24 protein-coding genes are annotated in these 26,866 nt (G+C 73.2%); 10 read left to right on the forward strand and 14 right to left on the reverse strand.

Features of this window, described 5'->3' with window-relative positions; genetic code table 11:
• Nucleotides 1-191: 191 nt before the first annotated feature.
• The 5 genes from ACYP53_RS20775 to ACYP53_RS20795 all read right to left on the reverse strand — a co-directional run bounded on the left by ACYP53_RS20775 (nt 192) and on the right by ACYP53_RS20795 (nt 4,020).
• Nucleotides 192-734: a hypothetical protein gene (locus ACYP53_RS20775; RefSeq protein WP_459648456.1), complete on the reverse strand. Its 543-nt coding sequence runs from the start codon at nt 732-734 to the stop codon at nt 192-194.
• 194 nt (nt 735-928) lie between these two features.
• Nucleotides 929-1,906 (reverse strand): peptidase, encoded by a 978-nt coding sequence (locus ACYP53_RS20780; protein WP_459648457.1) that lies wholly within the window; start codon nt 1,904-1,906, stop codon nt 929-931.
• A 40-nt stretch (nt 1,907-1,946) separates the two neighbouring features.
• Complete coding sequence (locus tag ACYP53_RS20785; RefSeq protein ID WP_459648458.1) at nt 1,947-2,396, reverse strand: hypothetical protein; 450 nt, start codon at nt 2,394-2,396, stop codon at nt 1,947-1,949.
• A gap of 213 nt (nt 2,397-2,609) precedes the next feature.
• On the reverse strand, nt 2,610-3,362 hold the full coding sequence (locus ACYP53_RS20790) for a hypothetical protein (RefSeq protein ID WP_459648459.1): 753 nt from the start codon (nt 3,360-3,362) through the stop codon (nt 2,610-2,612).
• A gap of 295 nt (nt 3,363-3,657) precedes the next feature.
• Complete coding sequence (locus ACYP53_RS20795) at nt 3,658-4,020, reverse strand: hypothetical protein (protein WP_459648460.1); 363 nt, start codon at nt 4,018-4,020, stop codon at nt 3,658-3,660.
• Between the two features lie 437 nt (nt 4,021-4,457).
• Here ACYP53_RS20795 and ACYP53_RS20800 point away from each other — a divergent pair, with 437 nt between their 5' ends.
• The 3 genes from ACYP53_RS20800 (at nt 4,458) to ACYP53_RS20810 (ending at nt 7,211) form a co-directional block, all read left to right on the forward strand.
• Entirely contained in the window at nt 4,458-5,909 is a 1,452-nt protein-coding gene (locus tag ACYP53_RS20800) for an MFS transporter (RefSeq protein WP_459648461.1), read from the forward strand.
• Between the two features lie 97 nt (nt 5,910-6,006).
• On the forward strand, nt 6,007-6,135 hold the full coding sequence (locus ACYP53_RS20805) for a hypothetical protein (RefSeq protein WP_459649858.1): 129 nt from the start codon (nt 6,007-6,009) through the stop codon (nt 6,133-6,135).
• A gap of 164 nt (nt 6,136-6,299) precedes the next feature.
• Complete coding sequence (locus ACYP53_RS20810; RefSeq protein WP_459648462.1) at nt 6,300-7,211, forward strand: tyrosinase family protein; 912 nt, start codon at nt 6,300-6,302, stop codon at nt 7,209-7,211.
• Nucleotides 7,212-7,251: 40 nt separating this feature from the next.
• Here ACYP53_RS20810 and ACYP53_RS20815 read toward each other — a convergent pair whose 3' ends face one another.
• Together ACYP53_RS20815 and ACYP53_RS20820 are read right to left on the reverse strand one after the other, a co-directional pair.
• Complete coding sequence (locus ACYP53_RS20815; protein ID WP_459648463.1) at nt 7,252-7,467, reverse strand: hypothetical protein; 216 nt, start codon at nt 7,465-7,467, stop codon at nt 7,252-7,254.
• A gap of 134 nt (nt 7,468-7,601) precedes the next feature.
• On the reverse strand, nt 7,602-8,237 hold the full coding sequence (locus tag ACYP53_RS20820; protein WP_459648464.1) for a DUF3105 domain-containing protein: 636 nt from the start codon (nt 8,235-8,237) through the stop codon (nt 7,602-7,604).
• Nucleotides 8,238-8,536: 299 nt separating this feature from the next.
• Between ACYP53_RS20820 and ACYP53_RS20825 the strand changes: the two genes are divergently transcribed.
• Nucleotides 8,537-9,160 carry a DUF5655 domain-containing protein gene (locus ACYP53_RS20825; protein WP_459648465.1) on the forward strand — a complete coding sequence of 208 codons (624 nt, stop codon included), beginning with the start codon at nt 8,537-8,539 and terminating at the stop codon, nt 9,158-9,160.
• Nucleotides 9,161-9,291: 131 nt separating this feature from the next.
• Here ACYP53_RS20825 and ACYP53_RS20830 read toward each other — a convergent pair whose 3' ends face one another.
• Both ACYP53_RS20830 and ACYP53_RS20835 read right to left on the reverse strand, forming a co-directional pair.
• A complete protein-coding gene (locus tag ACYP53_RS20830; RefSeq protein WP_459648466.1) occupies nt 9,292-10,839 on the reverse strand; it encodes a Na+/H+ antiporter in 1,548 nt (515 codons plus the stop codon).
• Between the two features lie 204 nt (nt 10,840-11,043).
• Nucleotides 11,044-11,673 carry a hypothetical protein gene (locus ACYP53_RS20835; protein WP_459648467.1) on the reverse strand — a complete coding sequence of 210 codons (630 nt, stop codon included), beginning with the start codon at nt 11,671-11,673 and terminating at the stop codon, nt 11,044-11,046.
• A gap of 961 nt (nt 11,674-12,634) precedes the next feature.
• Between ACYP53_RS20835 and ACYP53_RS20840 the strand changes: the two genes are divergently transcribed.
• Genes ACYP53_RS20840 through ACYP53_RS20850 form a run of 3 tightly spaced genes read left to right on the forward strand, consistent with a single transcriptional unit; the run spans nt 12,635 to nt 16,298 of the window.
• Entirely contained in the window at nt 12,635-13,693 is a 1,059-nt protein-coding gene (locus ACYP53_RS20840; protein WP_459648468.1) for an iron ABC transporter substrate-binding protein, read from the forward strand.
• Nucleotides 13,690-15,246: an ABC transporter permease gene (locus tag ACYP53_RS20845; protein ID WP_229928413.1), complete on the forward strand. Its 1,557-nt coding sequence runs from the start codon at nt 13,690-13,692 to the stop codon at nt 15,244-15,246. The genes ACYP53_RS20840 and ACYP53_RS20845 overlap by 4 nt, the downstream gene beginning before the upstream one ends.
• A complete protein-coding gene (locus tag ACYP53_RS20850) occupies nt 15,243-16,298 on the forward strand; it encodes an ABC transporter ATP-binding protein (RefSeq protein ID WP_459648469.1) in 1,056 nt (351 codons plus the stop codon). Before ACYP53_RS20845 ends, ACYP53_RS20850 begins: the two co-directional genes overlap by 4 nt.
• 155 nt (nt 16,299-16,453) lie before the next feature.
• Here the strand turns inward: ACYP53_RS20850 and ACYP53_RS20855 are convergent, their stop codons facing one another.
• The 4 genes from ACYP53_RS20855 to ACYP53_RS20870 all read right to left on the reverse strand — a co-directional run bounded on the left by ACYP53_RS20855 (nt 16,454) and on the right by ACYP53_RS20870 (nt 19,233).
• Nucleotides 16,454-16,966, reverse strand: a complete 513-nt coding sequence (locus tag ACYP53_RS20855; RefSeq protein WP_459648470.1) for a hypothetical protein — start codon at nt 16,964-16,966, stop codon at nt 16,454-16,456.
• A 357-nt stretch (nt 16,967-17,323) separates the two neighbouring features.
• Complete coding sequence (locus ACYP53_RS20860; protein WP_189914427.1) at nt 17,324-17,497, reverse strand: hypothetical protein; 174 nt, start codon at nt 17,495-17,497, stop codon at nt 17,324-17,326.
• A gap of 95 nt (nt 17,498-17,592) precedes the next feature.
• Nucleotides 17,593-18,309: a flavodoxin family protein gene (locus ACYP53_RS20865; RefSeq protein WP_459648471.1), complete on the reverse strand. Its 717-nt coding sequence runs from the start codon at nt 18,307-18,309 to the stop codon at nt 17,593-17,595.
• Nucleotides 18,310-18,447: 138 nt separating this feature from the next.
• Nucleotides 18,448-19,233, reverse strand: coding sequence for a class I SAM-dependent methyltransferase (locus ACYP53_RS20870; RefSeq protein ID WP_459648472.1), 786 nt, complete (start codon nt 19,231-19,233; stop codon nt 18,448-18,450).
• A 216-nt stretch (nt 19,234-19,449) separates the two neighbouring features.
• On the opposite strand from ACYP53_RS20870, the gene ACYP53_RS20875 reads away from it, so the two are divergent.
• Nucleotides 19,450-21,090 carry an MFS transporter gene (locus ACYP53_RS20875; RefSeq protein WP_459648473.1) on the forward strand — a complete coding sequence of 547 codons (1,641 nt, stop codon included), beginning with the start codon at nt 19,450-19,452 and terminating at the stop codon, nt 21,088-21,090.
• Here the strand turns inward: ACYP53_RS20875 and ACYP53_RS20880 are convergent.
• The gene (locus ACYP53_RS20880; protein ID WP_459648474.1) at nt 21,068-21,961 is read right to left on the reverse strand and encodes a helix-turn-helix transcriptional regulator; all 894 of its coding nucleotides are present in this window, start codon (nt 21,959-21,961) and stop codon (nt 21,068-21,070) included. The two genes, ACYP53_RS20875 and ACYP53_RS20880, sit on opposite strands and share 23 nt — an antisense overlap.
• A 197-nt stretch (nt 21,962-22,158) precedes the next feature.
• Between ACYP53_RS20880 and ACYP53_RS20885 the strand changes: the two genes are divergently transcribed.
• Both ACYP53_RS20885 and ACYP53_RS20890 read left to right on the forward strand, forming a co-directional pair.
• Complete coding sequence (locus tag ACYP53_RS20885; protein WP_459648475.1) at nt 22,159-23,964, forward strand: RNA ligase family protein; 1,806 nt, start codon at nt 22,159-22,161, stop codon at nt 23,962-23,964.
• Nucleotides 23,964-26,831 (forward strand): RNA repair domain-containing protein, encoded by a 2,868-nt coding sequence (locus ACYP53_RS20890; RefSeq protein WP_459648476.1) that lies wholly within the window; start codon nt 23,964-23,966, stop codon nt 26,829-26,831. Before ACYP53_RS20885 ends, ACYP53_RS20890 begins: the two co-directional genes overlap by 1 nt.
• Nucleotides 26,832-26,866: the final 35 nt, after the last annotated feature.

The raw sequence follows: 26,866 nt of genomic DNA on the forward strand, positions 1-26,866 counted from the left end.
AGTGCGTAGGCTCGCCCCGCCTCACCGCCTTCCCAGGGGGGCGGAAGTGCCCAATAGGGCGCAGCCGGCCGAGCTCGCGGCAGGAGATTAAAGCGTGGCGGTCGCGGATCCACGACGGGCTGATGTGCGGCGGCGGGGCGGGCCTTGCGTTCGCTTGTCCGCGGTGCGCTGCCGCGCGGTCTTGTCGCCGGCTAGGCAACCGAGTGTGTCACGGTTCCGGTGTAGGCGCCCCCTACAGCAGAGGCCGGCACCGAGACGATCAGTGTCGGATTCCAGGTCACGGAGGTGACCACGAGGCCTCCCGTCAGGCTGAAGGCTGTGCGGGAGGCGCTGAGGGCCTGCGCCTGCGCCGCGGTGGCCTGTCCCGGGGTGACGGTACCAGTGCCGGTCTTCGCGGTGGCCGGTCCCGACCAGTAGGAGACGCTGCCCTTCGCGATGGTCTGGGCGGGTGCGCCGGCGCCCGTGGTGAAGTTCGTCGCGGCGACGGTGACCGTCCAGTTGGCCACGACACCGTTGTCGTCGACTGTCACTGCGCCGAGGTGTCCGGTGATCGTTCCGCCAGGTGCCGAGCTCCCGAGGTTCACCGACGTCGGTACCGTGATCGACAGACCGAGCAGCCGGGGCTTACTCCGGGGTTCCGACCACGCCGGCCGGGCCGTGGGCAGCACGAGCGCGATCGCGCAGGACAGCGCCGCTCCTGTTCGGGCAGCGAGAACGACCGCCGGTTCGTTCACTGGTTCTTCCTCCAGCGACGGCATCGCGACGCGACACGATCGCGGTTCGTCTCAGTCGGTGGGGTCGTCCGATACTCCGTCAGCCAGTCCCGCATGCCGCCGGTCCGGCCCGGCGGCATGCGTGGTCACCCACACCGGTTCCGGCTCTTGCCGCTGCGGGCGTGCCGCATCGCGGAGACGGGTACGGGATCTCTTCATCGGAACCCGCCACGGCGTCGCGCGGCGAGGAACAGGAGGCCCAGGCATCCGAGAGTCACGATCACGGCGGCTGGGCCCAGGATGGGCCATCCCATCCGGGGCAGTATGCCCTGGCTGGAACTCCCGGGCGAGACCGGGAATGTGAGGGTGGCGGTCGCGGTCCGCTTGACGAGGCCGCTGACCAGCGTCAGGTGTGCCGTCCAGGGGCCGTCGGGAAGTCTTGGGTCCAGCAGCACAGTGACCGGTGCGGTGTCTCCGGGTGCCAGGGTGGTGCCGTGCGTGACTTGGAACGGTCCGGCGCTCATGGAACCGGGGCCGTCCGTCAGCGACAGTGTTCCGCCGAGATCCAGGGCGCGCCGGCCGGTGTTGTGCACCTGGGCCAGGACCTCGGGTTGCCCGTCCTTGGTCCGCGCGGCAGTCAGTTCACCGATCTGGAAGTCTGACGGCGGTTCACCACCGGGCCCGACATCGATATAGAGGCGAAGCCCGACGCGGTTGACGGTGGTCACGGTGTGCGAAGCGTCAGCCCGGGACGCGACCTGGGCCCAGATGACGGCGTATCGCTCTCCGGAGGATGCCGCGGGCCGCACGTCGATTGTCGCCTTCACCTCTGCTGTGCCGTGAGGGGGAAGGTCGAGACTGGTGTGGTCGAGCTTGACCCAGTCTGTCAGCTCGTTCGCCGTGCGATCAGGGGCGAAGACCATGCTGCCGTGCTCGATGGTCGCGGCGCCGGGGTAGACCTCGACGTGCAGGGGCGCAGACGACGTGCTGGAGATCTCCAGCCGCCGGGTGATCACGGCGCCGGGGGCGAGGTGGTCGACGATGGAGGTGAGCGCACGAGGATCGTCGTGCCGATTGAGCGGGGCTTCGAGCAGACGGATGCCGACGCTGCCGTCCGGGCCGGGATCCGCGCTCGCGGCCCGGCCCGTCCTGGTCGTCGCGCCGACCGTGCTGGCCGCGCTGATGCACAGCACGGCCAGCAGCAGAGTCAGCAGGGTCAGGCGAAGCGCCGGACTATGCGACCGAATGTGTCACCGTCCCCGCGTAGAGACCGCCTACGGCTGAGGAAGGCACCGCGACCACCAGGGTCGGATTCCACGTCGCGGAGTTGTTCCCGTTACCGCTGGTCATGCTGAACGCGGTGATCGCCACAGTCAGGGGCTGCTTCTGGGCGAACGTGGCCTGCCCCGGGGTGAAGGTCCCGTTGCCGGTTGTGGCGGTGGCGGGTCCCGACCAGTACGACACGTTGTTCTTCGTGATCGTCTCCGCACCCGTTCCCGCACCCGTGGTGTAGTCCGTCGACGAGACCGTCGACGTCCACGACGCATTGAGCAGGGCTCGGCTGTCGGTGACCGTAACCGCCCCGAGCTGCCCATTGATCGTGCCACCGGGGACCCCGGCCGGGAGACCGGCCGAGCTGGGGACCGTGATCGAGATCGCGCCGACCGTCACGGTGAACGTCACGGTGGTGTCCCCCGAGCCCGCGGCGCTCGCCGGGCCCCCGATGGCCACGAGAGCTATCGCAACAGCCCCGGTCAGTACATGCTTCGTGCGCAAGTAGTTCTCCCATCTGGTGGAGTCATGGGCGGAGCCTGTCGCACAGGGCGAGCCGACCCGTCCACTTGTCCTACGAATGTCGGCATCGGCGGGCTGCCCCTTGATGGGCTCGACCCCGATTCACTGGTTCGGCTGCAAACTACCTGCTCGCCGTCGTGCCGCCGCATGGACCTCCTGGACGTCACCCAACCGGCCGAGCAGATCGTTGAGCGCCCGGTGGGGGTCGGTGCTGTTCAGCGCCTCCTGGAGGCCGTAGGTGGTGGCGTGGACGGCGTCCAGGCCGGCGGCGATGCGGCGAACGGCGTCGGGATCGAGGGCGGTCGCCGGGTCCGGGACGGCTCCTGGATGCGGATCCGAGTCCGGATCCCTGTTCGGGGCGGGGGCGGCCGCCGTTCCGAACATCCTGTCCAGCAGCTGACGCAGCCGGTCCGAGAAGGGATCTCCGTCCGGAACCATGCTCGCCAGGAGGTCGTGCATCCCCGCCGCGCTCGGAGCCGCGCTCGGAGCCGCGCTCCCCTGCCGCATCCGGCCCAGCAGTTCGCGGTGTTCCGGCGGCAGCGGAAGGCCCGCGGTCTCCTCGAGAAGTTCATGCAGCTCCCGGGCGGCACTCATCATCCCTGCCGGGCCCACCCGCTGCATCCACTCCACGTAGGCCGACATGTCGGGCACCGACCCCAGCCCGGGCTGCGGCTGCAGGGGCGAGAGCAGGCCCACCAGGAAGAACGCCGCCCACGTGCGGTGCTCGACGCTCACCGCCGCGCCCAGCACCGTGGCGGGGTCCCGTGCCTCCCGCAGCAGGGACTCCGCGCGTTCCCGGTCGGCCCGCGCCCCGCCGGCGTTCCATCGCAGGGTCAGCGCGGCGCCCAACCACATGCCCGCCGCGCCGCGGCGCGGGATCGTGGTCCAACAGCGGGGCCAGCTGCTCGAGTTCGCCGATGGACGCGTCACACTCCCGCTGTGACGGCTCCACGCCGCCCCGGAAGGCGGGAACCAACCGCTTGACCCGCTCCCCCGCGTCCGCGACCCAGGCTTGCAGCCCCTGTACGCCGCCGTCCCCCACGTCGCCCACCGGCTCCCCGCCTCTCCGGATCCATGACTTCCCCCGTGACCATCCGCCACCATGCCGGGCGCTCGGCCCGGCGGTGGCCGAATGCCACGACCGGCCTGCTCAAGGCCCGGAATCCGCCCGGGACACGCCCAGTTGGGCCCGCATCTCGTCCCGCACCCGGCGCAGCCCGGCCCACCGGGCGTCGATGCCCTGCCGCACGGCGACCGGCGAGTCGCCGGCCCGGGGCGCGCCGACGTCGAGGCGACGGACCATGCCGCAGATCTCGCCTAGGCCTCGGCTGAACGGGCCCGCGAGGTCCAGGACTTGCTCGGGCACCCGCAACTGCGCCTCGGCGTACACCTCGCGGTAATGGTCGCGCGCCTCGGCGAGCCGCTGCCGGGCCGCCGGAAGGTCCGTTTCGCGGCCCAGCGCATGCACCTGGTCGGTGAGGGCGGCCAGGTACTGCCGGGCCGCCGCGTTCAACGCGACGTATCACGAACGAAGTTCGTGCTCCCGTCGATGACGCCGACGACCGCGACGCCGAGCGCACTCGCGCCCCCGATGCAGGAGCCTCCCGGTAGACCCACGCGACGGACATGCTCAAGTACTCCGCAGTCTCCCGGACACTCATGAACTGCTCCGACATGGGCGACTCTCCCTTGCGACAACTGATGCTTCTTGGCCGGGTGTTCCAGCAAGGTCAAGCTTCATGAGAGCCGGCGATTTGGCGGCGCCGCAAACCGGTGCTGGAAGCACCGCGCCACACAAGCGAGATCGGTCAAGCACCTGCCGTACGGCCCCGGCCGTGTCGTCATCGGCGCCGGCCTCACCTCGGACACCACCCTTGGCACCAGATACCCATAGGGGGTATGTTCCTCCACGTTCGGAGATATACCCCTCCCTGGTATAGGAGTCTGGCCGTGTCGGACCTCAGTGCACCACCCTCCCCGCGCCGCTGGACGGCGCTCGGCCTGATCGCGCTCGCCCAGTTCATGGTGATCATGGACACCTCGATCATCGGCGTCGCGCTGCCCAAGATGCAGACCGCGCTCGGGTTCTCGCAGGAGAACCTGTCCTGGGTCTTCAACGCTTACGTCGTCGCCTTCGGTGGATTGCTGCTGCTCGGCGGCCGCCTGTCCGATCTGCTCGGCGCCAAGCGGCTGTTCGCCGCCGGGTGGGTGGTCCTCGCGGCCGGCTCGCTGGTGGCGGGGCTGGCCGGGACGGCCTGGGTCGAACTCGCCGGCCGCGCCCTCCAGGGCGCCGGATCCGCGCTCATCGCACCGTCCGCACTGACCCTGCTGATGATGCTCTTCGGCGGCCGTCCGCACGAGCTCGGCAAGGCGCTCGCACTCTACGGTGCCGCCGCGCCCGCCGGCGGTACGGCGGGTGTGTTCCTCGGTGGCGTCATCACCCAGTACCTGAGCTGGGAGTGGGTCTTCTTCATCAACATTCCGGTCGCGATCGCCGTGCTCGTGACGGCCCCGGGCGTGATGCCCGCGGCGTCCGCCCAGCGGGGTTCGGTGGACTGGCTCGGCGCCATCACCGTCACGGCCGGCCTGGCCACCTCCGTCTACGCCATCGTCCGCGCCCCGGAGACGGGTTGGGGCTCGGCGAGCACCTGGCTGGTCCTCGCCGTGGGCGTGCTGCTGATCGGCACGTTCGTCGCGATCCAGGCCAAGCGGCGCGAACCGTTGATGCGCCTCGGCATCTGGCGCAGCCCCAACCTGGCCGGCGCCAACCTCGCCCAGTTCCTGATGGCCGCCGCGTGGATCCCGATGTGGTTCTTCCTCAACCTCTACCTCCAGCAGGTGCTCGGTCTGAAGGCCTTCGCCTCCGGCGCCGCGCTGCTGCCGATGACCGCCGCCATCATGGTGATGATGATCGTGCTGGCGCCCCGGCTGATCGCCCGCTTCGGCCCCAAGCCGCTGATCGTCGCCGGACTGGCCGCGCTGGCCGCCGGCATGCTCTGGCTCTCCTTCGCCCGCCCCGACGGCAACTTCCTCGTCGACGTCCTGCCCGCCTCGCTGCTCGCCGCGGTCGGCATGTCGCTGGCCTTCATCCCCTCGCTCGGCACCGCGCTCTCCAGTGCCCGCCCCGAGGAGGGCGGCCTCGCCTCCGGCATCGTCAACACCGGCTACCAGGTCGGCTCCGCGCTCGGCCTCGCCGCGATGACCGCCGTCGCCGCCGCACACGGCTCCCGCGAGGTCGGCGACGCGATCGCGTTGACCAACGGCTTCTCGGCCGCCTTCCTCGGAGCCGCCGCCATCGCCCTGGTGGGGGCCCTGGCGTCGGCCGTCACCATCCGCACCGGAAACGCCTCGGCGGCCGCCGCAGACGCACCGGCGGAGCGGGGACAGGCCGCCACGCGGTGATCGCAGCAGTGCGAACGCCACCGGCCTACCGTCCGCGGCCCGCTCAGGTCATGCCCTGGGCGGGCCGCGGCCGTGTTGACCGGCTACGGTCAGGGGCATGGTGCCCGGCGCCGCCCTGCCGCTGGCCGCCGCCGGACTGCTCAACCCGATGATCGCCGGGGCCGCGATGACCTTCTCCTCGCTCTTCGTGGTCGGCAACAGCCTCCGGCTGCGCCGCTTCCGCTGAACCTCACCCACCGTCACCGGATGCGTCCGGCAGCCCGTCGCTGCCGGACGCATCCGCCGTTGCCATCCGCCACACAGCAGGCGCCCGGCTGCTGCAGCAGCCCGTGGAAGAGAGGAGAGTAGAAGGGGAGATCACAACCACCATCCACGGGAGAGGTGGGTGTCATGACCTTGGGAGACGGAACCCGCCGAGACGTCGCCACGATCACCGACGACGAGCGCCGGCGGCTGAAGGAGGCCTTCCAGCAGCTCGACTCCGGAAAGTTCACCTACCCCGACGGAGTGACCTTCTGGGACAAGCAGGAAGAGGTCCACAAGGGCGCCCATGTGGCCGGACAGGACGTCCACGGCGGCAGAGCCTTCCTGCCCTGGCACCGCGAGCTGTGCAACCGGCTGGAACGCCTGCTGCGCATCGTCGACCCCGAGCTGTCCCTGCACTACTGGGACTGGACCACTGACCCCCGTGTCGCCACCGACGACCGCGTCGCGCTCTTCACCACCCACTTCATGGGCAGCGCCTCCAGCGACATCGGCGAGCCCTTCCCCGATTTCGAGTCCACCGAGCCCGGCCATCACCTGGTCCACCGCGACGTCGCACCCGGCCCGCCGGTCGTCGCCGACCTGATCACGGTGCTGTTCGGCTTCGGCATCGCCCTCGACGCGACGATCACCACCAGCGGCGACCACCTGCCGCAGCCAATGCAGTACACCGCGATGGACCAGGTCCTGCAGGGCTCGCACAACTACATCCACAGCGGCTACATCCGCGGCACCATCGCCAACCCGCATTTCTCCTTCCACGACCCGTTCGTGTTCCTGCTCCACTCCAACGTCGACCGCCTCTGGGCCTGTTGGCAGAACGCGCCCGGCCACCCCGAACGGCTCGACCCGAACCAGATCTACGGCGTCGCCGGGACCCACCCGACCGACTCGGTCAACGCCCTCCTCCAGCCCTGGTCCGGCGGCCCCGACAGCAACGTCCGTCCCTGGTCCACCGGGGAAGACCCCGCCGACCCGCCGGTCGCCAAGACCTCGAAGGACCCGACCATCGTTGAGCCGCCCGTCTACGACCGGTGACACGGGTGGCGTTCAGCGACAACTCACGTTCAGCGACAACTCACCACGGCCGCCGGGCGGCGGCCAGGAACAACGGGATCGCGAGGAACAGCCGGTCGCCGTCCGCGCGTCGCTCCTGCCGAGCGAGCCAGTTCTCGGCCTGCGCGCCCTCGACCGTCCCCGCGGCGAGTGCTGCCCCTGCCAGGTCGCCGAGCAGCGGCAGCAGCGGCAGCAGCGGCAGCAGCGAGCAGATCGCGCGAGCGCGGTCCGCAGTCACCCTGGTCGAGTGCGCGCCGGCCTGCGACCACGACGACCTGACCGAGTGCGAGCACTTCCGGGAAACGATCCGTCGGCGCATTGACAGCTCGACGGCAGCGCCTCCGGCCGCGTGACCCGCACCGCTCTCAGGCACTACGGCGTGAGCCCGCCCATGCACGGGGCACCGGGCTCCGGTGTCTGCGGCCCCTGGACGTACCGGGCGAGGAAGGCGTCGACGCGGGGGTCGCCCGGGCTGTCCACCACCAGCTGGGTACTCCAGGCAGTGAGAGTGATCTTCCCCGGCTCGGTGGGGTATGGGCTCAGGAAGGTGTACGGCTTGCCCTGGACCTTGGCCGCGAGGGCGGCGACATCAGCCGAGGTGATCTTGTCGTTGTAGGTGATCCACACGGCGCCGTGCTCCAGCGAATGGACGGCGTTCTCGTTCGGGACTGGCTTGGTGTAGACCTCGCCGTTGCAGTTGAGCCAGACCGGGCTGTGGTCACCGCCGACGGGCGGGGTCTGCGGATACGTCACCGGCGTCTGGACGTGCGCACGCCCCGGCGTCCCGAAGGTCTGCACGCCCGCGACCGGACTCGCCTTGCTCGTCGACGCGCTGTCCTCGGCGGAGGTGACGGCCCAGATGCCGCCCGCCACCAGCCCGGCCAGGATGAGACCCGCTGCCGTCGAGTACACGATCTTCCGGCGGCGCGTGCGCCGCCGCTCCTCCCGGCGCAGCGCCTCGATCCTGGCGCGCCGGGCATCGGTCGGTTTCCTGGGAGCAGCAGCCATGGCCGAGGCCCCTCTCGCCGCCGCGCGGGCGCACGGCGCTCAAGCTCCAGTATCGCCGTGCTGCCCGGACATCGCCCGGCAGATCCGGTCCAGGCACCTGCATACCCTATGGGGGTACTTTCTCGCCCGGCGTCTCCGCGACCTGCGGCGGTGACTGCCTGTCCGGATGACTTGTCGCCGGAGTTGTCCGGTCGATCTGTCGGGTTCCTCCGCAAGGGCGCTCCGATGACCGCTGCCGACGGTCCGCCTGGGACTCCTCACCTGCGAACCTTCGGACGGCGACACTCCTGGAGGTGCTGGTGCGCAGACGCCTGGGGGCCGAGGTGTCGGAGGCGGTCGACTGGCGGCGGCCTCGGGCGATCTGCGTCGCGGCCGAGTTCTCGCGCCACGACCGGGCCGCTGTTTCGCTTCACCGGCGGGACCACCGGGTGGACCTCGTGCGTTACCGGGTGTTCGGTCCGGACCTGCTGACACTTCAGCTGGTCGAGACGGTCCCGGGCGTCACCGCTTCCGTCTGGCCGATGCCGACCTGTCCGGTCGGCGATGCGGACGACGGGTCGTCAGCCGCACGGGCGCCGGCGCAGGCCTCGCAGGTGGAGGTGCCGGAGTGTCTGCGGGAGCTGTACGGCGAGCTGGACGAGGTACTGACCGCAGCGGGCGACCTGGAGGTGATGGCGCTCAACCACCACGTCGCCTACCGGCGGATGTTGAACGTGGCGTCCGTCGTGTTCCGCCCAGGGCACCAGGTCCTGCTGACGTACCTGCGGCTGGACCCGGACACGGTGGAGCTGGAGCCCGGCTTCACACGGGACGTACGCGGCACCGGGCACCTGGGGACGGGTGACCTGGAGGTGCGGATCGCCTCGTCCGCGGACCTGGAGAAGGCGGGGGCGTTGATCCGACGGGCGGTCGAGGAGTCCTGATGGGCGGGGAAGGGCGGCTGGAGCGTTCGGAGCTGGTTCGCCCGCCGCTGTTGTACGGCGGGTCGGTGATGACGGCGCTCACGGACTCGTGCGGGAGGGACTTGAGGACGGTGAGGGCGTCGGGCCGGCCGTCAGGGGGTGCCGAGGGCGGCCTCCTCCCGGTCGAGGTCGTGCTGGAGGCTGCGGCGGGTGGTGTCGCTGATGCGGTGTTCGTCGTAGAGGCGGTGCAGTGCGGCGCTCTGGACGGCGATGACCTCACGGCGCAGTTGGCGGTAGGCGGTGTCGGCGGTGGTGCCGTCGGGGGTTTCGGGGGTGCGGTCGAGGCGGGCGGTGAGGGCGCGGCGGACCCGGTCCAGGGCGGTGTCGGGTACGGCTTCGAGTTCGGTGAGGTGGTCGATGTGGTCGAGGGCGGCGCGGTTGAGGGTGTCGCGGGCGTCGTCCTCCTCCCGGGCGGTGTGTTCGGGTTCGAGGGCCAGGCCGGAGCGGTTGACGACGGCGGCGAGGGTGAGGCCCTGGACGACGAGGGTGAACACGACGACGGCGGTGGTCAGCACCAGGACGAGAGGCCGTCCGGTGAGCCCGGTGCCGTCGTCGGCGAGCAGCGGAATGGAGAGGGCGGCGGCGAGCGGCATGACGCCGCGGGTGCCGGCCCAGGTGACGACCCCGGCGACCCGCCAGGAGAGCCGCCCGCGGCTGGGCTTGACGGCGCGGGTCAGCGGCAGGGTGGAGAGAACGCGCACCGCGATCAGGACGACGGCGAGCGCGAGTGCCTGCAGCGGCCACCAGCCGGTGCCGGCGGGCAGGTCCCGTACGAGGGTGGGCAGTTCCAGGCCGATGATGGAGAAGACGACGCTCTCCAGCAGGAACACCACGACCGCGTACACGGCGTTGAGCTGCAGCCGGATGCGGGCGTCGGTGAGCCGGTGGCCGGAGCGGCCGAGGAGCACGCCGGCGACCACGACGGAGGTGACGCCGGAGGTGTGCGCGGATTCCGCCAGCACGTACGCCGCGTACGGGGTGACCAGGGCGATCACCGTCTCCAGTACCGGGTCGGTGGTGCGGCGGCGCACCAGCCACACCAGGCCGGCGACGGCGGCGCCGACCAGGCTGCCGCCCCCGCCGAGGAGCAGGAACTCCCCGCCCGCCGCCGGCAGGCTCACCGAGGCGCCGACGGCCACCGCGATCCCGGCGGCCACCTTGAACAGGACGAGCGAGGTGGCGTCGTTGAACAGGCTCTCGGCCTGCACCAGCACCTGGAGCCGCCCCGGGAGGGCGAGGCGCCGGCCGAGCGCGGTGACGGCCACCGGGTCGGTGCTGGAGAGGACGGCGCCGAGGACGAAGGCCATCGCGGGCGGCAGCCCGGCGACGGCGACGGCCGTGAAGCCGACGGCGGCGGCGGAGGCGAAGACCAGGCCGAAGGAGAGGACGGTCACCGGGCGCCAGACCGCGCGCAGGTCGCGCAGCGACAGCTCCTCGGCCGAGGCGTACAGCAGCGGCGGCAGGACCACCATGCCGATCACCTGCGGCGGTACGTGCAGGGCGGGGACGCCGGGTACCAGCGCCACTCCGATGCCCGCCAGGACCAGCAGCGACGGCGCGGGAACGCGCAGCCGCCCGGCGAAGGTGGCCACGGCCGTGGCCAGGACCACCAGGACGAGAACGATCGCCACAACGTGCATCGGCGGAAAGGACTCCATCACGAGAACCGGGGTCACCGCCGCCGATCGCCGCAGTCATCCCCCGCGCCGACCAGTCTTCCCGGCACACCTGCAGCCATCTTATCGGTGCATTGGCGGGGAACGGCGGGGCCGAGTCGCCCGGGCACCGGAGGACAGTCGACACGAACGACGAACCGGATGTCGGCGGCCCCTGTGCCCTCGCTGTCAGGCGAACTCACGCAGACGGGGCCGGACTCCCAGCGCGGTCAGGGCGAGCACCGCCGCGAGGGCCGCCGCGCCGAGGGCGGCGGAGGTGGCGTCGAGGTCGCCGTCGGCGGTGGCGACCGCGGCCTCGAAGGCTCGCTGGTTGATCGCCTGGTTGTCCTCGAGGGCGGCGCTGAGCACACCGAAGTCGGCATTGGACTGGCCCGGGTTGAGGCCGGTGTTGAAGGTGACGGCCTCCTTGAGCTTGCCCTGGGCGTTCAGCTCGCGGATCTTCCGGTCGTCGCGCTGGTACTGCTGGAAGGCGGCCAACACCCGCTCCGCCGCGTCCTGTTCACCGGCGAAGGTGATGTTGCGCAGTTCGTCGCCGAGGTACCCGCCGAAGCCCACCCGCCACTCCCCGGCGAGCCGGGCGAGCACCTGCGCCTCCGCGCAGGCGCGGGCGGCCTGCTGGGAGCGGCGGGCGAGTCCGTCGATGAGGTGGCTGATGATCCCGGCGACCGCCAGGAACACCACCAGGACGGCGACGTCCGCCGCCCGTTCGACCACCAGGGCCAGCAGATCCGGCCCGGGCGGCGGCAGTACCCGGACGTCGATCGGGCCGGCCAGCCGGATCACCCGGTTGACGGACAAGCGGAAGGTCCGGCAGCTCGGGAGCAGGGAGCCTGGCACCGTCGTAGCCGTGCTGGATGGGCCACAGGAGCATCGACGTCACCTTCAAGATCTACCGCCACCTCATGCCCGGCTCCATCGGCCGCGCCGCCCAGGTCCTCGACCTCGGCCGCGCTGCCTGAATGCCAGGAGGCCCTGCCCCTCACCAGGGCAGGGCCTCGTCGCGTTCTGGCCGGTCTCACACCCCCGAGATCCGCTGCTGCTTCACCCGTGCCTGCACCTCCGACACGTTGAACTGCAGCTTCGCGTTCGGTCCTTGTCCGAAACTTGCACGGGACGAGTCCAACGCGCGGAGCCTCCCGGCAGATCCAGGCGGCGGACATGTTCAGGTACTCCGCAGTCTGCTTGACACTCATGAGCTGCTCAGGCATGTGCTTCCTTCGGTAACAGCTCGCGCTTCTCGGCTGAGTTCAGCTTCATGCGAAGCGGCAACTTGGCTGCGCTGCGAAGCAGTGATACCGACACGGCCCCGCGGGAGCGGCCGGCCGCGGTGCGGTGCGCCTGGCCCGCGACCGACGGCCTCGGCCCGCATCGCCCAACCCCTGATCTCGTCGGCGGCGACGGTCAGGACGACACCGCCGACCGTGGTTCACGCCTGCCTCGCCCGAGTGGCCCGGCCCGATCTGCCGGCGGTTCACTCACACCCGAGAGCCACTACTCAGCGTAGTCAGTCACCAGTCTCGCGAAGCCCCCGACAACCGGTCGTACACCGTTGCTCTGACCTGTACTTGAAGGGCATTTTGCGTGGGCTTGGGGGTTCGCTCACCGAAGTTCTACCCTGCCGCGACCGGGCCGAGATGTGACGCTCCGACACTTGTTAGGCAAGCCTTTCCTGCCTTAGGTTCTCGTGCCGTCAGGCCGTCCCCCCTCGCAATCCGCAAGGGCCGACGGTCGATCCGCGCCCTTTCGGAGGACCCTCACCATGCCCGGAACCGTCCGCCCCCTCGTGGGCCTGTCCCTGGTCGCCGCCTGCGCCCTCGCGCTCACCGCCTGCGGCAGCTCCGGCGGGGGCAGCGCCTCCCCCACCGCCTCCGGCACCGCCCTGGCCGGCCAGAGCATCACCGTCTACAGCGGCCAGCACGAACAGACCGTCAAGGCCCTGACCGAGGACTTCACCAAGCGCACCGGCATCAAGGTCGAACTGCGCTCCGGCGACGAGTCCGAGCTGGCCAACCAGATCCTGCAGGAGGGCGACGCCTCCCCGGCCGACGTCTTCTACGCCGAGAACCCGCCCGCGCTGACCGTCCTCGGTGACAAGGGCCTGCTCGCCAAGGTCGCCCCCGACACCCTCAAGGCCGTTCCGGCCGCCGACAGTTCGGGCAAGGGCGACTGGGTCGGCATCTCCGCCCGCACCTCCGCCTTCCTCGCCGCCACCGGCAAGGGCGCCGACACCGCACCGCCCGCCTCCGTGCTCGACCTGGCCAAGCCCGAGTGGAAGGGCCGCCTGGGCATCGCCCCCGGTGAGACCGACTTCGCCCCGGTCGTCACCCAGGTCCTCAAGGCCAAGGGCGAGGACGCGGCCAAGCAGTGGCTCAAGGGCCTCAAGGACAACGCCAAGGTCTACGACAGCAACGAGGACCTCTCCGTCGCGATCAACAGCGGCGAGGTCGAGGGCGGGGTCATCGACCACTACTACTTCTACCGGATGCGCGACGAGAAGGGCGCCGCCGAGACCCACGCGACCCTGCACTACTTCGCCAAGGGCGACCCGGGCGCCCTCGTCGACGTCTCCGGCGCCGCCGTCCTCAAGCACGGCAAGCACCAGGCGGCCGCCCAGGCCTTCCTCGGCTACCTCGCCTCCGCCCCCGCCCAGACCGTCATCGCCGACTCCGCGAGCCACGAGTACCCGCTGGTCGACGGCGTGAAGGGCAAGCCCGAACTGCCCGCCCTGGACGGCATCGGCACCGTTGCCGACCCGGCCCAGCTGGGCGACGGCAAGCAGGCCCTGTCGCTGCTGCAGGACGCCGGTCTGCTCCAGTGACCTTCCCGCTCCGACCCGAAGGCCCGCCCCCGCTGCGGCGGTGGCGGGCCACCGGCCTGCTCGCGCCCGCCGCCGTCGCCGTCGTCGCCCTGGTCGCCTCGCCGCTCGGCTTCGTCGTCGCCCAGGCCGCGCAGGCCGGTTGGGACCAGACCCGGCGTCTCCTCGGCCGCCCGCTGATCGCCACCCTGCTCGGGCACACCCTGGGCCTGACCGCCGCTGTCACCCTCGCCACCGCCGTCCTCGGCTTCGGCGCCGCCTACCTGGTCGAACGCACCGCGCTGCCCGGGCGCCGCGCCTGGACCGTCGCGCTCGCCCTGCCGCTGGCCGTACCGGAGTTCGTCCGCGGCTACTCCTGGGTCTCGCTGTTCCGCTCCGTCCACGGCTACTGGGGCGCGGTGCTCGTGATGACCTGCTCGCTCTACCCGCTCGTGTTCCTGCCGGTCGCGGCGGCCCTGCGGCACGGCGACGCCGCCGCCGAGGAGGTCTCCCGCTCGCTCGGCCGCGGCCGCCTGGCCACCCTGTGGCGGGTCACCCTCCCGCTCACCCGGCCGGCGCTGGCCGGCGGCGTCCTGCTCGTCTCGCTCTACCTGCTCGGCGAGTACGGCGCCTTCGCGATGCTGCGCTACACCACCTTCGCCACCGCCGTGTTCACCCAGTACAAGCTCGGCTTCGACGCCGCCTCGGCCTCCCTGCTCACCCTGGTCCTGGTCGCACTGGCCCTGCTGCTGGTCGGCCTGGAGGCCTGGGCCGGCCGCCGGGCCCGGGTCACCCGGCACGGCGCCCTCGCCCGCACCGCGCCGCCCGTACGCCTCGGCGGCTGGACGGCCCCGGCGCTCGTCGCCCTGGCCGCGCTGGTCGGCGTCTCACTCGGCGTGCCGCTGTACGCGCTGGGGTACTGGCTGCTCAAGGGCAGCTCCACCACGCTGCCCTCGGCCTCCGTCCTCGGCGCCACCGCGGCCACCCTCGGGTACGCGCTCGGCGCGGCCGTCGTCGCCACCGCCGCCGCTGTCCCGGTCGCCCTGTACGGCTGGCGGCGCGGCACCCGGCCGGCCCGCGCCGTCGAGCGGGTCGCCTACCTCACCCGGGCGCTGCCCGGCATCGCGGTGGCGCTCTCGGTGGTGTACTTCGCGGTCCACTGGGCCCAACCCCTGTACCAGCAGCCGCCGATGCTCGTCGCCGGGTACGTCGTGCTGTTCTTCCCGCTCGCGCTCACCGCGGTCCGGGCCGCCCTCGCCCAGGTCCCGCCCGGCGTCGAGGAGGCCGCCCGCTCCCTCGGCACCCGGCCGCTCGCCGTCCTCGGCCGGGTCACCCTGCCGCTGGTCCTGCCCGGCCTCGGCGCCGCCGTCGCCATGGTCGGCCTCACCGCCTCCACCGAGCTGACCGCCACCCTGCTGCTGCGCCCCACCGGTACCCAGACCCTGGCCACCCAGTTCTGGGTCTACACCAGCGGCCTCGCCTACGGGGCCGCGGCGCCGTACGCGGCCCTCATGGTCGCGCTCTCCGTCCCGTCCGTCCTCCTGCTGACCCACCGCACCCTCCGGAGTGGTTCATGACCGGACTGTCCGTCGTCGACCTGCACGCCGCGCACGGGCGCAGCCCGGTCCTGCACGGCATCGACCTCACCGTGCCGGACGGCGCCCTCGCCTGCGTCCTCGGCCCCTCCGGCTGCGGCAAGTCCACCCTGCTGCGGGTGCTCGCCGGCTTCCACCCGGCCGCCGCCGGGCAGGTCGTGCTGCACGGGCGGATGCTGGACGACGGCCGCAGCCCGCTCGCCGCCGAGCGCCGGGGTGTCGGTCTGGTCCCGCAGGACGGCGCGCTCTTCCCGCACCTGAGCGTCGCCGCCAACATCGGCTTCGGCCTGCCGCGCTCGCAGCGCCGCGCCCGGGTCGGCGAACTGCTGGACCTGGTCGGCCTGCCCGGGCTGGGCGAGCGCCGCCCGCACCAGCTCTCCGGCGGCCAGCAGCAACGCGTCGCCCTGGCCCGGGCGTTGGCGCCCCGGCCGCGCCTGCTGCTGCTGGACGAGCCGTTCGCCGCGCTGGACGCCACGCTGCGCGCCGAACTGCGCCGCGAGGTCGCGGCCACGCTCCGGCAGTCCGGGACCACGGCGGTCCTGGTCACCCACGACCAGGACGAGGCGCTCTCCTTCGCCGACACCGTCGCCGTCCTGCGCGACGGCCGGATCGCCCAGTCCGGCAGCCCCGACGAGCTGTACCACCGCCCGGCGGACGCCGCCGTCGCCCGGGTGCTGGGCGAGGCGAACCTGATCCCCGCCGAGATCACCGCGGCCGAGGCCCGCACCCCGCTCGGCACCCTGCCGCTGGCCGGGCCCGCCCCGACGGTCCGCAGCGGCCTCGCCCTGCTCCGCCCGGGCCGACTCCGGCTCACCGCCCAGCCGGTGGCGGGCTCCGTCCCGGCGAAGGTCCTCGGCAGCGACTTCCGCGGCCACGACCACCGCGTCGAGCTCCGCCCCGGGGTCGCCGGACTGCCCGACGTCCTGATCGCGACCTCGGACCGGTCGTGGCCGCCCGGCAGCGAGACGTACGTGAGCGCGATCGGCCCGGCCCACGTGCTGCCGGAACCAGCCGCAGGGGGCGACCGCCCGTAACTCGCTTCTGGGGGGCGCTGGTTCCGCGCCACGACGGCACGATGTGGTTCCCGGCCGTGGACCACTCCACGCACAACACCGGAAGCGCCGAGGTCCGTTCGCTCCCGTTCGAGCCTGTTCGAGCCGAAGCAGCGGCCCCGCCGCCACCGGCCGGCTCACCCGCGAGGAACCCGCGCTCGCCGTGGACCTGTGGCGGCCTTTCCGGGCCGTCCCGGGCCTTCTCGGGCCTTCTCGGCACCGAAGGCCTGCGGCGTGCCGCAGGTCAGCCGGAACTCGTGTCGCTCGACGGTCACCTCACCCGGGTCCGGTTCCCCGTTGGTGTTCAGGTCCCGGTAGACGACCTGGTGGTCCTCGTGGATCGTCAGGGTCCCGATGACCGTCCCGTCCGCGGCGTGGATCGTGCGCTCGTCCTGGGTGCTGACGTTGGCCACCGTGGTGTACGGCAGCCGCAGCACCACCTGGAAGTCGTCCCGATTGAGGCCGCTCTGCACGTACCGTCCGTCGGGTAGATCCATGTGGAAGTCGACCTCGTTCGTCCCGGTGATCACGACCGTCGCCCCGTTCGACACGACCTGCCCCGTGGAGTGCTCCGTGAGCGTGACCGTCCCGATGAGATCCGGCGGCAGGCAGCCCTCCAGCGGCGCGCTGTAGGTCTCCGTGTGCGTCATGTCGAAGTGCTCGACGACCCCCGCCGCCCGGGCCGGCGCCGCCCCACCCATCACGGACACCACAAGAACGGCGGCCAACGCCGCCGGACGACGAACGGACAGCGACCAGCCCATGCTCCGACCACCTCTCCCACACAGGACATCCGACAGGTGCCCCCAACCTCGCACCTGACGCCGTCGGCCGCCGTCCCACGAGGTCAACCGAGTGACCCGCTCCCAGGGGCTGTCCGAACGCCCGGTGCTCCCGGACCATCAGCGTGCAGCGCCTCGAAGCCCTCGTGGTGTGGCAGTCCCGTGGCGGCGATCCGGGCTCGGCACGAGCCGCGCCCGTCACCGGGGCGGTCACCCCTCGGACTGCTACTCCGGCAGGGGCTTGACGATCGTGTGGGTGATGATCTGCCCCTGGATGGTCTTGGTCTCGAGCCTCTGACGGCCGACCGGCTGGGTGGCCTTGACGGTCGTCGGCCGGGCGGTGGTCTCGGCGGCTTCGGGCTCGTCTGCGGTGGTCTCGGTGGGCTGGTCGTCGGCCATGGACGGTCTCCTCGGTCGTGCTGTCCCCGGTATCCCGGTATCCCGCGACGGTCCGCTCGCCTCGGCCGGCTCGTCAACTCACTCGGGCCGTGCCCTCAACGGTGTTCGGGGTTCTCGAAGTCGAAGCGGCAGCCGGCGTCCCACTCCGAGCGCTGGTTACCGTGGGCCGGGATGCCGCCGGCGTCCTTCAGCATGCGGGCGAGGTGGAGCTGGTTCCAAGTCATGAAGGTGGTGTTGCGGTTGGTGAAGTCGTTCTCCGGCCCGCCGGAGCCGGGGTCGAGGTAGGACGGGCCGGGTCCGGCCTCGCCGACCCAGCCGGCGTCGGCCTGCGGGGGGATGGTGTAGCCGAGGTGCTGGAGGCTGTAGAGGACGTTCATCGCGCAGTGCTTGGCGCCGTCCTCGTTGCCGGTGATCAGGCAGCCGCCGACCCGGCCGTAGTAGGCGTACTGGCCTTCGGAGTTGAGGATCGACGAGCAGGCGTAGAGCCGCTCGACGACCTTCTTCATCACGGAGGAGTTGTCGCCCAGCCAGACGGGCCCGGCGAGGGTGAGGATGTCGGCGGCCATGACCTGTGAGTAGATGACCGGCCACTCGTCGGTCTCCCAGCCGTGCTCGGTCATGTCCGGCCAGACGCCGGTCGCGATGTCGAGGTCCACGGCGCGGAGGACGTCGACGGTGACGCCCTGGCGTTTCAGGATGCCGGTGGAGACGTCGATCAGGCCCTGGGTGTGGCTGCGTTCCGGGGAGCGTTTGAGGGTGCAGTTGATCACCAGGGCGCGCAGGTCGGCGTACGACGTCGTCGGGTCCGGCACGGGGTCCTCCGTCGGGCGGCGGTCGGGGGCTGGTCGGGGGCGGATCGGGGGGCTGGTCGGGTGACGGGCTCCCCGGACAGCTCACCAGGGCGGCTCCGCGGGCGCACACGGGGCTGAGCCGGTCGGGGGGCCGGTCGGTCAGGACGGCAAGGGGCGGCGGACGATGAGCATGTCCTGGGTGTGGCCGATGGCGTAGCCGCCGTCGGGGCGGGCGAAGTGGTCCTGGACGTAGGCGGTGAGGGCCGCGCGGGAGGGGCGGGGGTCGAGGGTGGCGAGGTCGGCGACGTTGACCATGAACTCGGCGACGTCCACGGCCTCGGCGAGGTGCGGCGAGCGGTAGTGGAGGTCCAGGGCCTCCAGGGCGATGTCGTCCTCCGGGTGCTGTGCGCGCAGCCGGGCGGCGAGCGGGGCCAGGTCGTAGCGGACGCCGGAGAAGTGGGCGGCCATCCGCATGCAGGGGCTCTCCGGGTTCTGCAGGACGACCAGCAGGGTGCCGCCGGGGGCCGTCCAGTCGAGGGCACGGCTGACGGTGTCGAACCAGTCCGCCTCCGGGACGTAGTAGAGCACGTGCGAGAGGTGGACGAGGTCGGCCGGCTCGGGCGGCTGGGCGCGGTCGAGCCGGTCCGGGAGGATGACGGCCTCGGGGCAGGTGACGGCGAGCTTCTCCCGCATCGCCGCGCTGGGCTCGACGGCCACCGTACGGTCGAAGGAGCGGGCCAGGTAGGCGGTGGTGCGGCCGTCGCCGGCGCCGAGGTCCAGCAGGACGCGGCGGTGCGGCAGGGTGGCGACGAGCTCGCCCAGCCGGGCGTGGGTGACGGGCTTCTCGTCCGTCCCGGCGAGGAAGAGCTCGAACACCCGGCGGTAGTCGGCGCTCGACACGTCGAGTACGCGGACCGGGTCGGCGTCCTTCGTCCTGGTGTCCACCGTGTGGCCTCCCTCGGGTTCCTCTGACGTCGTACGGGGCGCGCCCATTGCACCCCGGCGTACGGCCGGTCGGGTGCAGGGACGTTCCTGCCCGCGTGTCGCGAGGGTCGAAGGGGAGATCGACGAGGAGGGGCGGGGGCGGTGAAGGGAGGACTGCGGTTCCCAGGGAACGGCGTTCCCTTCCCGGGGGCGCGGCGCCGGCGAACGATCGGTCCCATGAACAGCACGACTCCGGATCCCACCACCCCTGCGCGCTCACGCCCACAGCCCGACGGGCGGCGCTTCTGGCCGACCGTCACCGCCGTCGCCTCCGCCTCCCTGATGCTGCCCTTCTCGGTGATCGGCGCCGCCGTCGCCCTGCCGCGCATGGCCGCCGACCTGGGCTCGTCGGTCGGCGGCGCGCAGTGGCTGCTCAACGCCTTCAACATCGGCTTCGCCGCGCTGCCGCTCGCGGCGGGCGGCCTCGCCGACCGGTACGGGCGGCGGCGGGTGCTGCTGGCCGGGATCGGGCTGGTCGGGGCGATGTCGCTGCTGGTCGCGCTGGCGCCGTCGATGGCGCTGGTGGACGCCGCCCGGGCCGTCCAGGGCGGCGGGGCGGCGGCGGTGCTGGCCTCGGGTGCGGCGGTGCTGGCCCACGGCACCTCGGGGCCGCGCCGGCGGCTGGCGTTCGGGATCCTGGGCACCTCCTTCGGTACGGGGCTGGCGATCGGGCCGCCGGTGGCCGGGGCCCTGGTGGAGGGGCTGGGCTGGCGGTCGGTGTTCCTGCTGGTCGCGGGGCTGTCGGTGCCCGCCGGGCTCTGCGCGACCCGCGTCCCGGAGTCCCGCTCCCCCGGCGTCGCCACCGTCCCCGCCATCGCCACCGTCCCCGCCGTCCCCGCCGACGGCCCCGGCCGGCCGCCGCTGGACCTCGCCGGGCTCGCCCTGTTCACCTCCGGGCTCGCCGCGCTCGCCTTCGGCTTCGCCCGGGCGACCACCGACGGCTGGGCGGCGCCCGCTCCGCTGGGACTGTTCGCGGCCGCCGGCCTGCTGCTCCTGCTGTTCGCCGTGGTGGAGCTGCGCCGCGCCGACCGCGCCCTGTTCGACGTCCGTCTCTTCGGCCGGCCGGAGTTCCTTGCTGTGGTCTGCCAGCCGTTCACGGTCACCCTCGGCTTCGTCGTGCTGCTGGTGTACCTGCCCACCTACCTCCAGGGCACGGCGGGCCTCGGCACCCTGGACAGCGGGCTGCTCCTGCTGCCGATGACCGCGCCGGTTCTGCTGCTCCCGCTGGTCGCCGGACGGCTGGCGGACCGTACGTCGGTGCGGGCGGTCCTCACCGCTGCCTCGATGCTGATCGCGGCGGGCGCCCTGCTGCTGACCACGCTGGACGGCGGCGGCTCGTGGGCGGCGCTCGCCCTGCCGCTGCTGCCGTTCGGCGTGGGCGTCGGCCTGGCCTTCGGGGTGATGGACAACGCGGCCGTCTCGACCGTCCCGGTGGAGCGCGCCGGGGCCGCGGCCGGTGTCTTCAACACCCTGCGGATCACCGGGGAGTCGGTCGCCGTGGCGGGCGCGGCCGCCCTGCTCTCCTCGCTCACCGCGGCCCGGCTTCGGGCGGGCGGGCTCCCCGACGGCCTTGTGACCGACGGCGGAACGGCGGCCAGCGGCACGATGGCTCGTGGCACGGCGGCCGACCTCGCCGGGCGGGCCGTCGTCCAGGGGCAGGTGGCGCCGGGGCAGCGGGCCGCGGTGGCGGAGGCCTTCACCGGCGCCTTCCACACCGCCGGGCTGCTGCTCGCCGCGCTGTCCGCGATCGGCGCGCTGCTCACCTGGCGTGCGCTCAGGCCGAGTTCGGCTCCGCTCAGGCCGAGTTCGGCTCCGTGACCGCCTCGGCCGCACCGGCGAGCCGTCGCAGCGCCCGCTCCGCCGGGCTGCCGGGCTCGGCCGTGTAGACCACCAGCAGGTGGTGGCTGTCGCCGGGCGCCCGGAAGGTCTCGTAGGCCAACTCCAGCTCGCCGAAGACCGGATGGCGCAGCCGCTTGGGGCCGTGGGACTTCTCGTGCACATAGCGGCTCGCCCACAGGGTGCGGAACTCCGCGCTGCCCAGGGTGAGTTCGCCGACCAGCCGGACCAGCTCCGGGTCGTGCGGCCGGCGTCCGGCGGCCATCCGCAGGATGCCGACCGTGCTGCGGGCGGCCTCGTCCCAGTCGGGGTGGATCTCCCGGGCGCGCGGGTCGAGGAAGATCAGGCGGGCCATGTTCCGTTCCCTCGACGGGAGTTCGGCGAAGTCGGCGAGCAGTGCGGCGGCCGGCCCGTTCCAGGCCAGGACGTCGTTGCGGTCGTTCATCAGGACGGCCGGGGTGAGCGGCATCGCCTCGACGACCAGCCGCAGGGCCGGCCGAATCACCTGGTCTGCCGGCTCCTTCCGCGACCGCGCCCGTGCCGATGCCCCTGCCGCGCTCCGCCGGGGCGGGCGGGCCAGGTCGCGCAGATGGGTGCGTTCGGCGGGGCCGAGCAGTAGGGCGCGGCCGAGTGCGTCGAGCACCTCGTCGGACGGGCGGTCGGCGCGCCCCTGCTCCAGGCGTACGTAGTAGTCGGTGCTCAGCCCGACGAGTTCGGCGACCTCCTCGCGGCGCAGCCCGGGCACCCGCCGGCGCCCGGTCGGGGGCAGGCCGACGTCCTCGGGCGACACCAGCGCCCGCCGGGCCCGCAGGTAGTCGCCGAGGCTGTTCGGAGTCATGATCGAGTCGGCCATGCGTGCCAGTATCGCCGCACGTCGCGGGGGTACGGGCGCCGGAAGGCACCGGAGGGTGGCCCCGTCACACCCACCCTCGCCGCGCCGCCCGCCGCACCGCCCGCCCCGCCGCCAGCCGCACCGTTAATCGGTGGCCCGCGCCGAACCGCCGCTCCTACAGTGTCCGCCGGATCACTGACGTTCACGGGAGCCCGGACATGCGCGTGCACTACCCCCGGACTCCGCATCTGCCCTGGTCACCCGGGGCGGCTGCGGACGACGTACGGACCGGGGACCTCAGCGCACTCGCCGGCGCGGAGGTCGTCGTCACCGAGAAGCTCGACGGCGAGAACACCACCCTGTACGCCGACGGCCTGCACGCCCGCTCGCTGGACTCCGCCCACCACCCCTCCCGCGCTTGGGTGAAGGGCCTCCAGGGCCGGATCGGCGGGCGGATCCCGGACGGCTGGCGGATCTGCGGCGAGAACCTGTTCGCCCGCCACTCGATCCCGTACACCGACCTGGAGAGCTGGTTCTACGGCTTCTCGGTCTGGACGGACCGCGACCACTGCCTGGACTGGGACGACACCGTCCGCTTCCTGCGCCGGCTCGGCGTCCCGGCGCCCCGGGTGCTGTGGCGCGGCCGTTTCGACGAGCGGGCCCTGCGCGCTCTGAAGACGGATCCGGACCGACAGGAGGGCTACGTCGTACGGACCGTACGGGGCTTCCCCCGGGCGGAGTTCGGCGAGCGGGTCGCCAAGTGGGTCCGCCCGCACCATGTGCGCACCGACACCCACTGGATGCACGCCGCCGTGGTGGAGAACGGGCTCGGCCCGGCTGCCGCGCTCTGGTCCGTACGCTCCGGTGCGCTGCCCGAACTTCCCGCCCTGGCAGCCGCTTTGGGGATTCCCGAACTCACCTGCCCACCCGAGGAGTTGGCGGAGGCCTCGGCCCGGCTGGACGAGCTCGGCCGCAGCGGGGACGCCCGGCTGGCCGGGGTGCTCGCCACCGCGCTGCGCACCGAACGCCGCTCGTCGCTCGCCCCGCGGCTGGCCGGGCCGCTCGGGCTGCCGCTGGCCCGCCGGGTCGCCGACCTGGTCGGACTGCACCCCGGGCTGCACCAGCCGTACCCGGACGAGGACCGCCGCGCCGGGCTGGTCCGGCTCTCCGGCGCCGCCGACCTCGGGGTGCTGCACGCCGTCGCCGCGGCCGCCGCCCCCGGGGAGGCGGAACGCGAGCAGGTCGCCTGGTCCGCCCTGTACGCCGAGGACGCCGGGCTGCTCGACTCCTCGCCGCAGGCGCCGCTCACCCGGCTGCGCGCCGGTCTGCGCGAGGCGCTCGCCGGCCTCGACCGGGACGCGGCCGACCGCTGCTGGGCGCAGACCCGCGAGGCGTACGCGCTCGGCCGGATCACCACCGTCGAGACCGCCGAGGAGGCGGTGGCGGCCGCATGGCGCTGGCGCGACGGCCGCTTCCCCCGGCTGCTCCACCTCTGCGGCCCCTCCGGCAGCGGCAAGAGCGCCTTCGCCGCCGCGCTCACCGGCGTCGACGCCCGGATCAGCCTGGACGACCTGCGCGCCGCCCGGGGCTCGCGGGCCGACCAGCGCGACAACGCCGTGGTGCTGCGCGAGGGCCTGGCCAGGCTGGACACCGCCCTCGCCGGTCCGGGCGCCGACCGTACGGACGCCGACCGCCCGGGGGCCGACGACCGCGCGGGCGTCCCGTCGGCGGGCCCCACCGTGGTCTGGGACGCCACCTCGCTCAACCGCCAGCAGCGCTCCCACGTCCACGCCGTCGCCCGGCGCCGTGACGCCCTGGTCACCCAGGTGGTCCTGGTGGTCGACGAGGAGGAGCTGCTGCGCCGCAACGCCGTACGGCCGCACCCGGTGCCCGCCGAGGTGCTCACCGCACAGCTGTACCGTTTCAGCCCGCCCTACCCCGGCCAGGCGCACCGCACCTGGTACGTCGGCGCAGGTGGCACCGTGGAAGACACGGCGGGCACGCTCGACGCCGAGGAGGACTGATGCGTCCCATCGAACAGATCTGCCAGCGCATCCGCTGGGACGCCCGCTTCGACCCGGCCCGGTTCACCCTGGGCGTGCGCCAGCGCGACGACCGCGTCAAGCGCGTCCCGCTGGAGGCCTTCACGGCCGCCGGGGACATCCCCTGGCACCGGGTGCAGCACGTCGAGGCCGACGGCGTCGTCGTCTGGGACCGCGCGTCCGGCGTGGACCTGCTCGACACCACCGAGGCCGGGCGCCGCACCGAGCCGCGCCGCCTGCGCTCGCCCTTCTTCACGGCGACGACGCCGTACGCCTGGCGGGCGGAGACCGGATGGGCCGGTGCCGAGCCGGAGGCGGTCCGAACCGTGGCTCCGACGGTCAGGGACCTGCGCGTGGTCACCGGCCTGCGTGTGGTCACCTGGAACACCCTCTGGGACCGCTACGACGCCGAGCGGATCGCCACCGCCCGTCGCCGCCCGCTGCTGCTCGCCGCGCTGGAGGCCGCCGACGCCGACGTCATCGCCCTGCAGGAGGTCGAGCCCGCCCTGGTCGCCCTGCTGCTGGCCGCGCCCTGGGTCCGCGCCCGGTACACCCTGGGCACCGACCCGCTCGGGCGGGACGTCGACGAGCACGGCTTGCTGCTGCTCAGCCGACTGCCCGTCCTGGAGGCCGGGCTCCACACGCTCGGCCCGCACAAGGCCGTCACCGCGATCACCGTACAGGCCGGGGCCGAACCACTGACCGTGGCCGCCGTCCACCTCAGCAGCGACCACTCGACCGACGGCGCCTCCCGCCGCGAGGCCGAACTCGCCCTGCTGGCCGAGGGTTTCGCCGGGTTGGAGGGTGAACTGCTGCTGCTCGGGGACTTCAACGACGCCCGCTCCGGCAGCGCGGGCCCGGCCGCCGCGCTCGGCCTCCGCGACGCCTGGACGCAGGTGCACGGCCCGGCCGACGACACCCCCACCTTCGATCCGACGGCCAATCCGCTCGCCGCCGTCTCCTCACTGACCGGCCGCCCGGGCCGGATCGACCGCGTCCTGCACCGCGCCGACCGCACCCGCGTCACCGCCGCCACCCTGCTCGGCGACCGCCCGAGCGCCGACGGACTGCACCCCTCCGACCACTACGGCCTCGCCGTGGACCTCACCCTCGACGGCACCGACGGCACGGACGGCGCAGGCGACGCACACGCCGCGCCGGACGGACTCGACACCGCGCCGACCGCCCGCACCGCCGTCGCCTGGCTGCCGCCCGAGGAGCTGTGGCCGCCGATCCAGCGGCTGCGCGCCGCGCACGACCCACAGCTGCGCCGCTGGCCGCCGCACGTCAACCTGCTGTTCGGCTTCGTCCCGGAGTCCGACTTCGACCGCGCCCTGCCGCTGCTGGGCGCGGCCGCCGCCGAGACGGCCCCGTTCACCGCGCGGCTGGAGGGCGTGCACACCTTCGGCCACCGCGAGGACGCCACCGTCTGGCTGGACCCGGCCGCCGCCTCCGCCGAGCCCTGGGCTGCCCTGCGGCACGCGCTGGAACGCCGCTTCCCCCGCTGCCGCGGCCGCGCCGAGGGCTTCACCCCGCACCTGACGCTCGGGCGTAGCACCGACCCGCAGCGGGTGGCCGCCGAGTGCGCGGCCGGGCTCCCCGGGGTCTCGGCCCGGGTCGGCGAGCTGGTGGTGCTCTCCCGCCGGGGCTCCGAGCCGATGCGGCCGCGCGCGGTGATCACGCTGGGGACGGGCGAGGTGCGGCCGGTGCCGGAGGAGGCGGGCGCCGCACCACAGCCGGAGTCTCCCGAACGAACCGCCACGGCATGGGCGTTGGCCGAGCGGATCGCGAAGGCGCTGCCGGACGGCGTGGTCCACGTGGTCGGCTCGCGCCGGCTGGGCTGCCACCTGGACGGCGCCGACCTGGACCTGGTGGCGGCCCTGCCCGGCACCGCCGACCTGCCCGGCGTCCGCACCCGGGTGGCGGGCGCCCTGCCGGAGGCCCGACAGCTGCGCGAGGTACGCGGCGCCCGGGTACCGGGACTGCGGATGACGGCGGACGGCCTGTCCGTCGACCTCGTCGTCGTCTTCACCGGCTCCCTCGACCCGGCCCAAGCCGTCGAGGGCCGAGGCGAGTTGGGCGAGGCGGAAGCCGTGGCACTGAGCGCGGTCACCGACGCCGAGGCGATCCGCGCGGCGATCGGCGACCAGCACGACCGCTTCGTCCGGCTCGCCTGTCAGGTCAAGGCCTGGGCCCGGGCGCGCGGACTCGACTCGGCCCCGTTCGGCCAACTCCCCTCGCTCGCCTGGTCGGTGCTCGCCGCCCGCACCGTCCTGGACGACGACGACACGGACTGCGACCTGTTCCGGCAGTTCACCGAGACCTGGGCGAGCTGGGACTGGCGCCAACCAGTCTCCCTTGCCGGCAATCTGACGAGCAGTCAGTCGACGGAACCGGTCACCGTCCTCACCCCCTCCTCCCCCGTCCGCAGCTGCACCACCCAGGTCAGCGCGGACACCCGCGACCTGCTCACCGAGGAGCTCTACCGCGCCTGGGAGCTCACCACGGAACACCCCGACCCCTGGCCCGCCCTGCTCACCCGGCCCCCGCTCCACCGCCGCCACGCCGCCTGGGCCGTGGTCACCACCGGGGACGCCTCCCTCGGCCTGGTCCGCGGCCGCCTCCGCGCCCTGCTCGCCGCCCTGGAGGACGCCGGCGCCACCCGCCTCCACGCCTGGCCGCACCCGTACCGGACCTCCGACGGCCTCACCCACCTGCCCATCGGCCTCGGCCCCACCCCGCTCACCGCAGCCACGCTCGCCCCGATCTCCGCCACCTGGTGCCGCCACCTCCCCGGCGTCCACCTCAAGCACGTCGAGGGCGGTGGAGTCCCTACCCTCACCCGCTGAGGACGGCCCGGGGTCTGGGCTATCCTCCCGAAGGC

Source organism: Kitasatospora sp. Ki12 (assembly GCF_054601375.1).

Coding starts and splice junctions, on each gene's coding strand:
- ACYP53_RS20790 (WP_459648459.1), bottom strand. CDS start 3,362: ATGTGGTTGGGCGCCGCGCTGACCCTGCGATGGAACGCCGGCGGGGCG.
- ACYP53_RS20805 (WP_459649858.1), top strand. CDS start 6,007: ATGGTGCCCGGCGCCGCCCTGCCGCTGGCCGCCGCCGGACTGCTCAAC.
- ACYP53_RS20810 (WP_459648462.1), top strand. CDS start 6,300: ATGACCTTGGGAGACGGAACCCGCCGAGACGTCGCCACGATCACCGAC.
- ACYP53_RS20820 (WP_459648464.1), bottom strand. CDS start 8,237: ATGGCTGCTGCTCCCAGGAAACCGACCGATGCCCGGCGCGCCAGGATC.
- ACYP53_RS20830 (WP_459648466.1), bottom strand. CDS start 10,839: ATGCACGTTGTGGCGATCGTTCTCGTCCTGGTGGTCCTGGCCACGGCC.
- ACYP53_RS20840 (WP_459648468.1), top strand. CDS start 12,635: ATGCCCGGAACCGTCCGCCCCCTCGTGGGCCTGTCCCTGGTCGCCGCC.
- ACYP53_RS20850 (WP_459648469.1), top strand. CDS start 15,243: ATGACCGGACTGTCCGTCGTCGACCTGCACGCCGCGCACGGGCGCAGC.
- ACYP53_RS20855 (WP_459648470.1), bottom strand. CDS start 16,966: ATGACGCACACGGAGACCTACAGCGCGCCGCTGGAGGGCTGCCTGCCG.
- ACYP53_RS20860 (WP_189914427.1), bottom strand. CDS start 17,497: ATGGCCGACGACCAGCCCACCGAGACCACCGCAGACGAGCCCGAAGCC.
- ACYP53_RS20875 (WP_459648473.1), top strand. CDS start 19,450: ATGAACAGCACGACTCCGGATCCCACCACCCCTGCGCGCTCACGCCCA.
- ACYP53_RS20880 (WP_459648474.1), bottom strand. CDS start 21,961: ATGGCCGACTCGATCATGACTCCGAACAGCCTCGGCGACTACCTGCGG.
- ACYP53_RS20885 (WP_459648475.1), top strand. CDS start 22,159: ATGCGCGTGCACTACCCCCGGACTCCGCATCTGCCCTGGTCACCCGGG.
- ACYP53_RS20890 (WP_459648476.1), top strand. CDS start 23,964: ATGCGTCCCATCGAACAGATCTGCCAGCGCATCCGCTGGGACGCCCGC.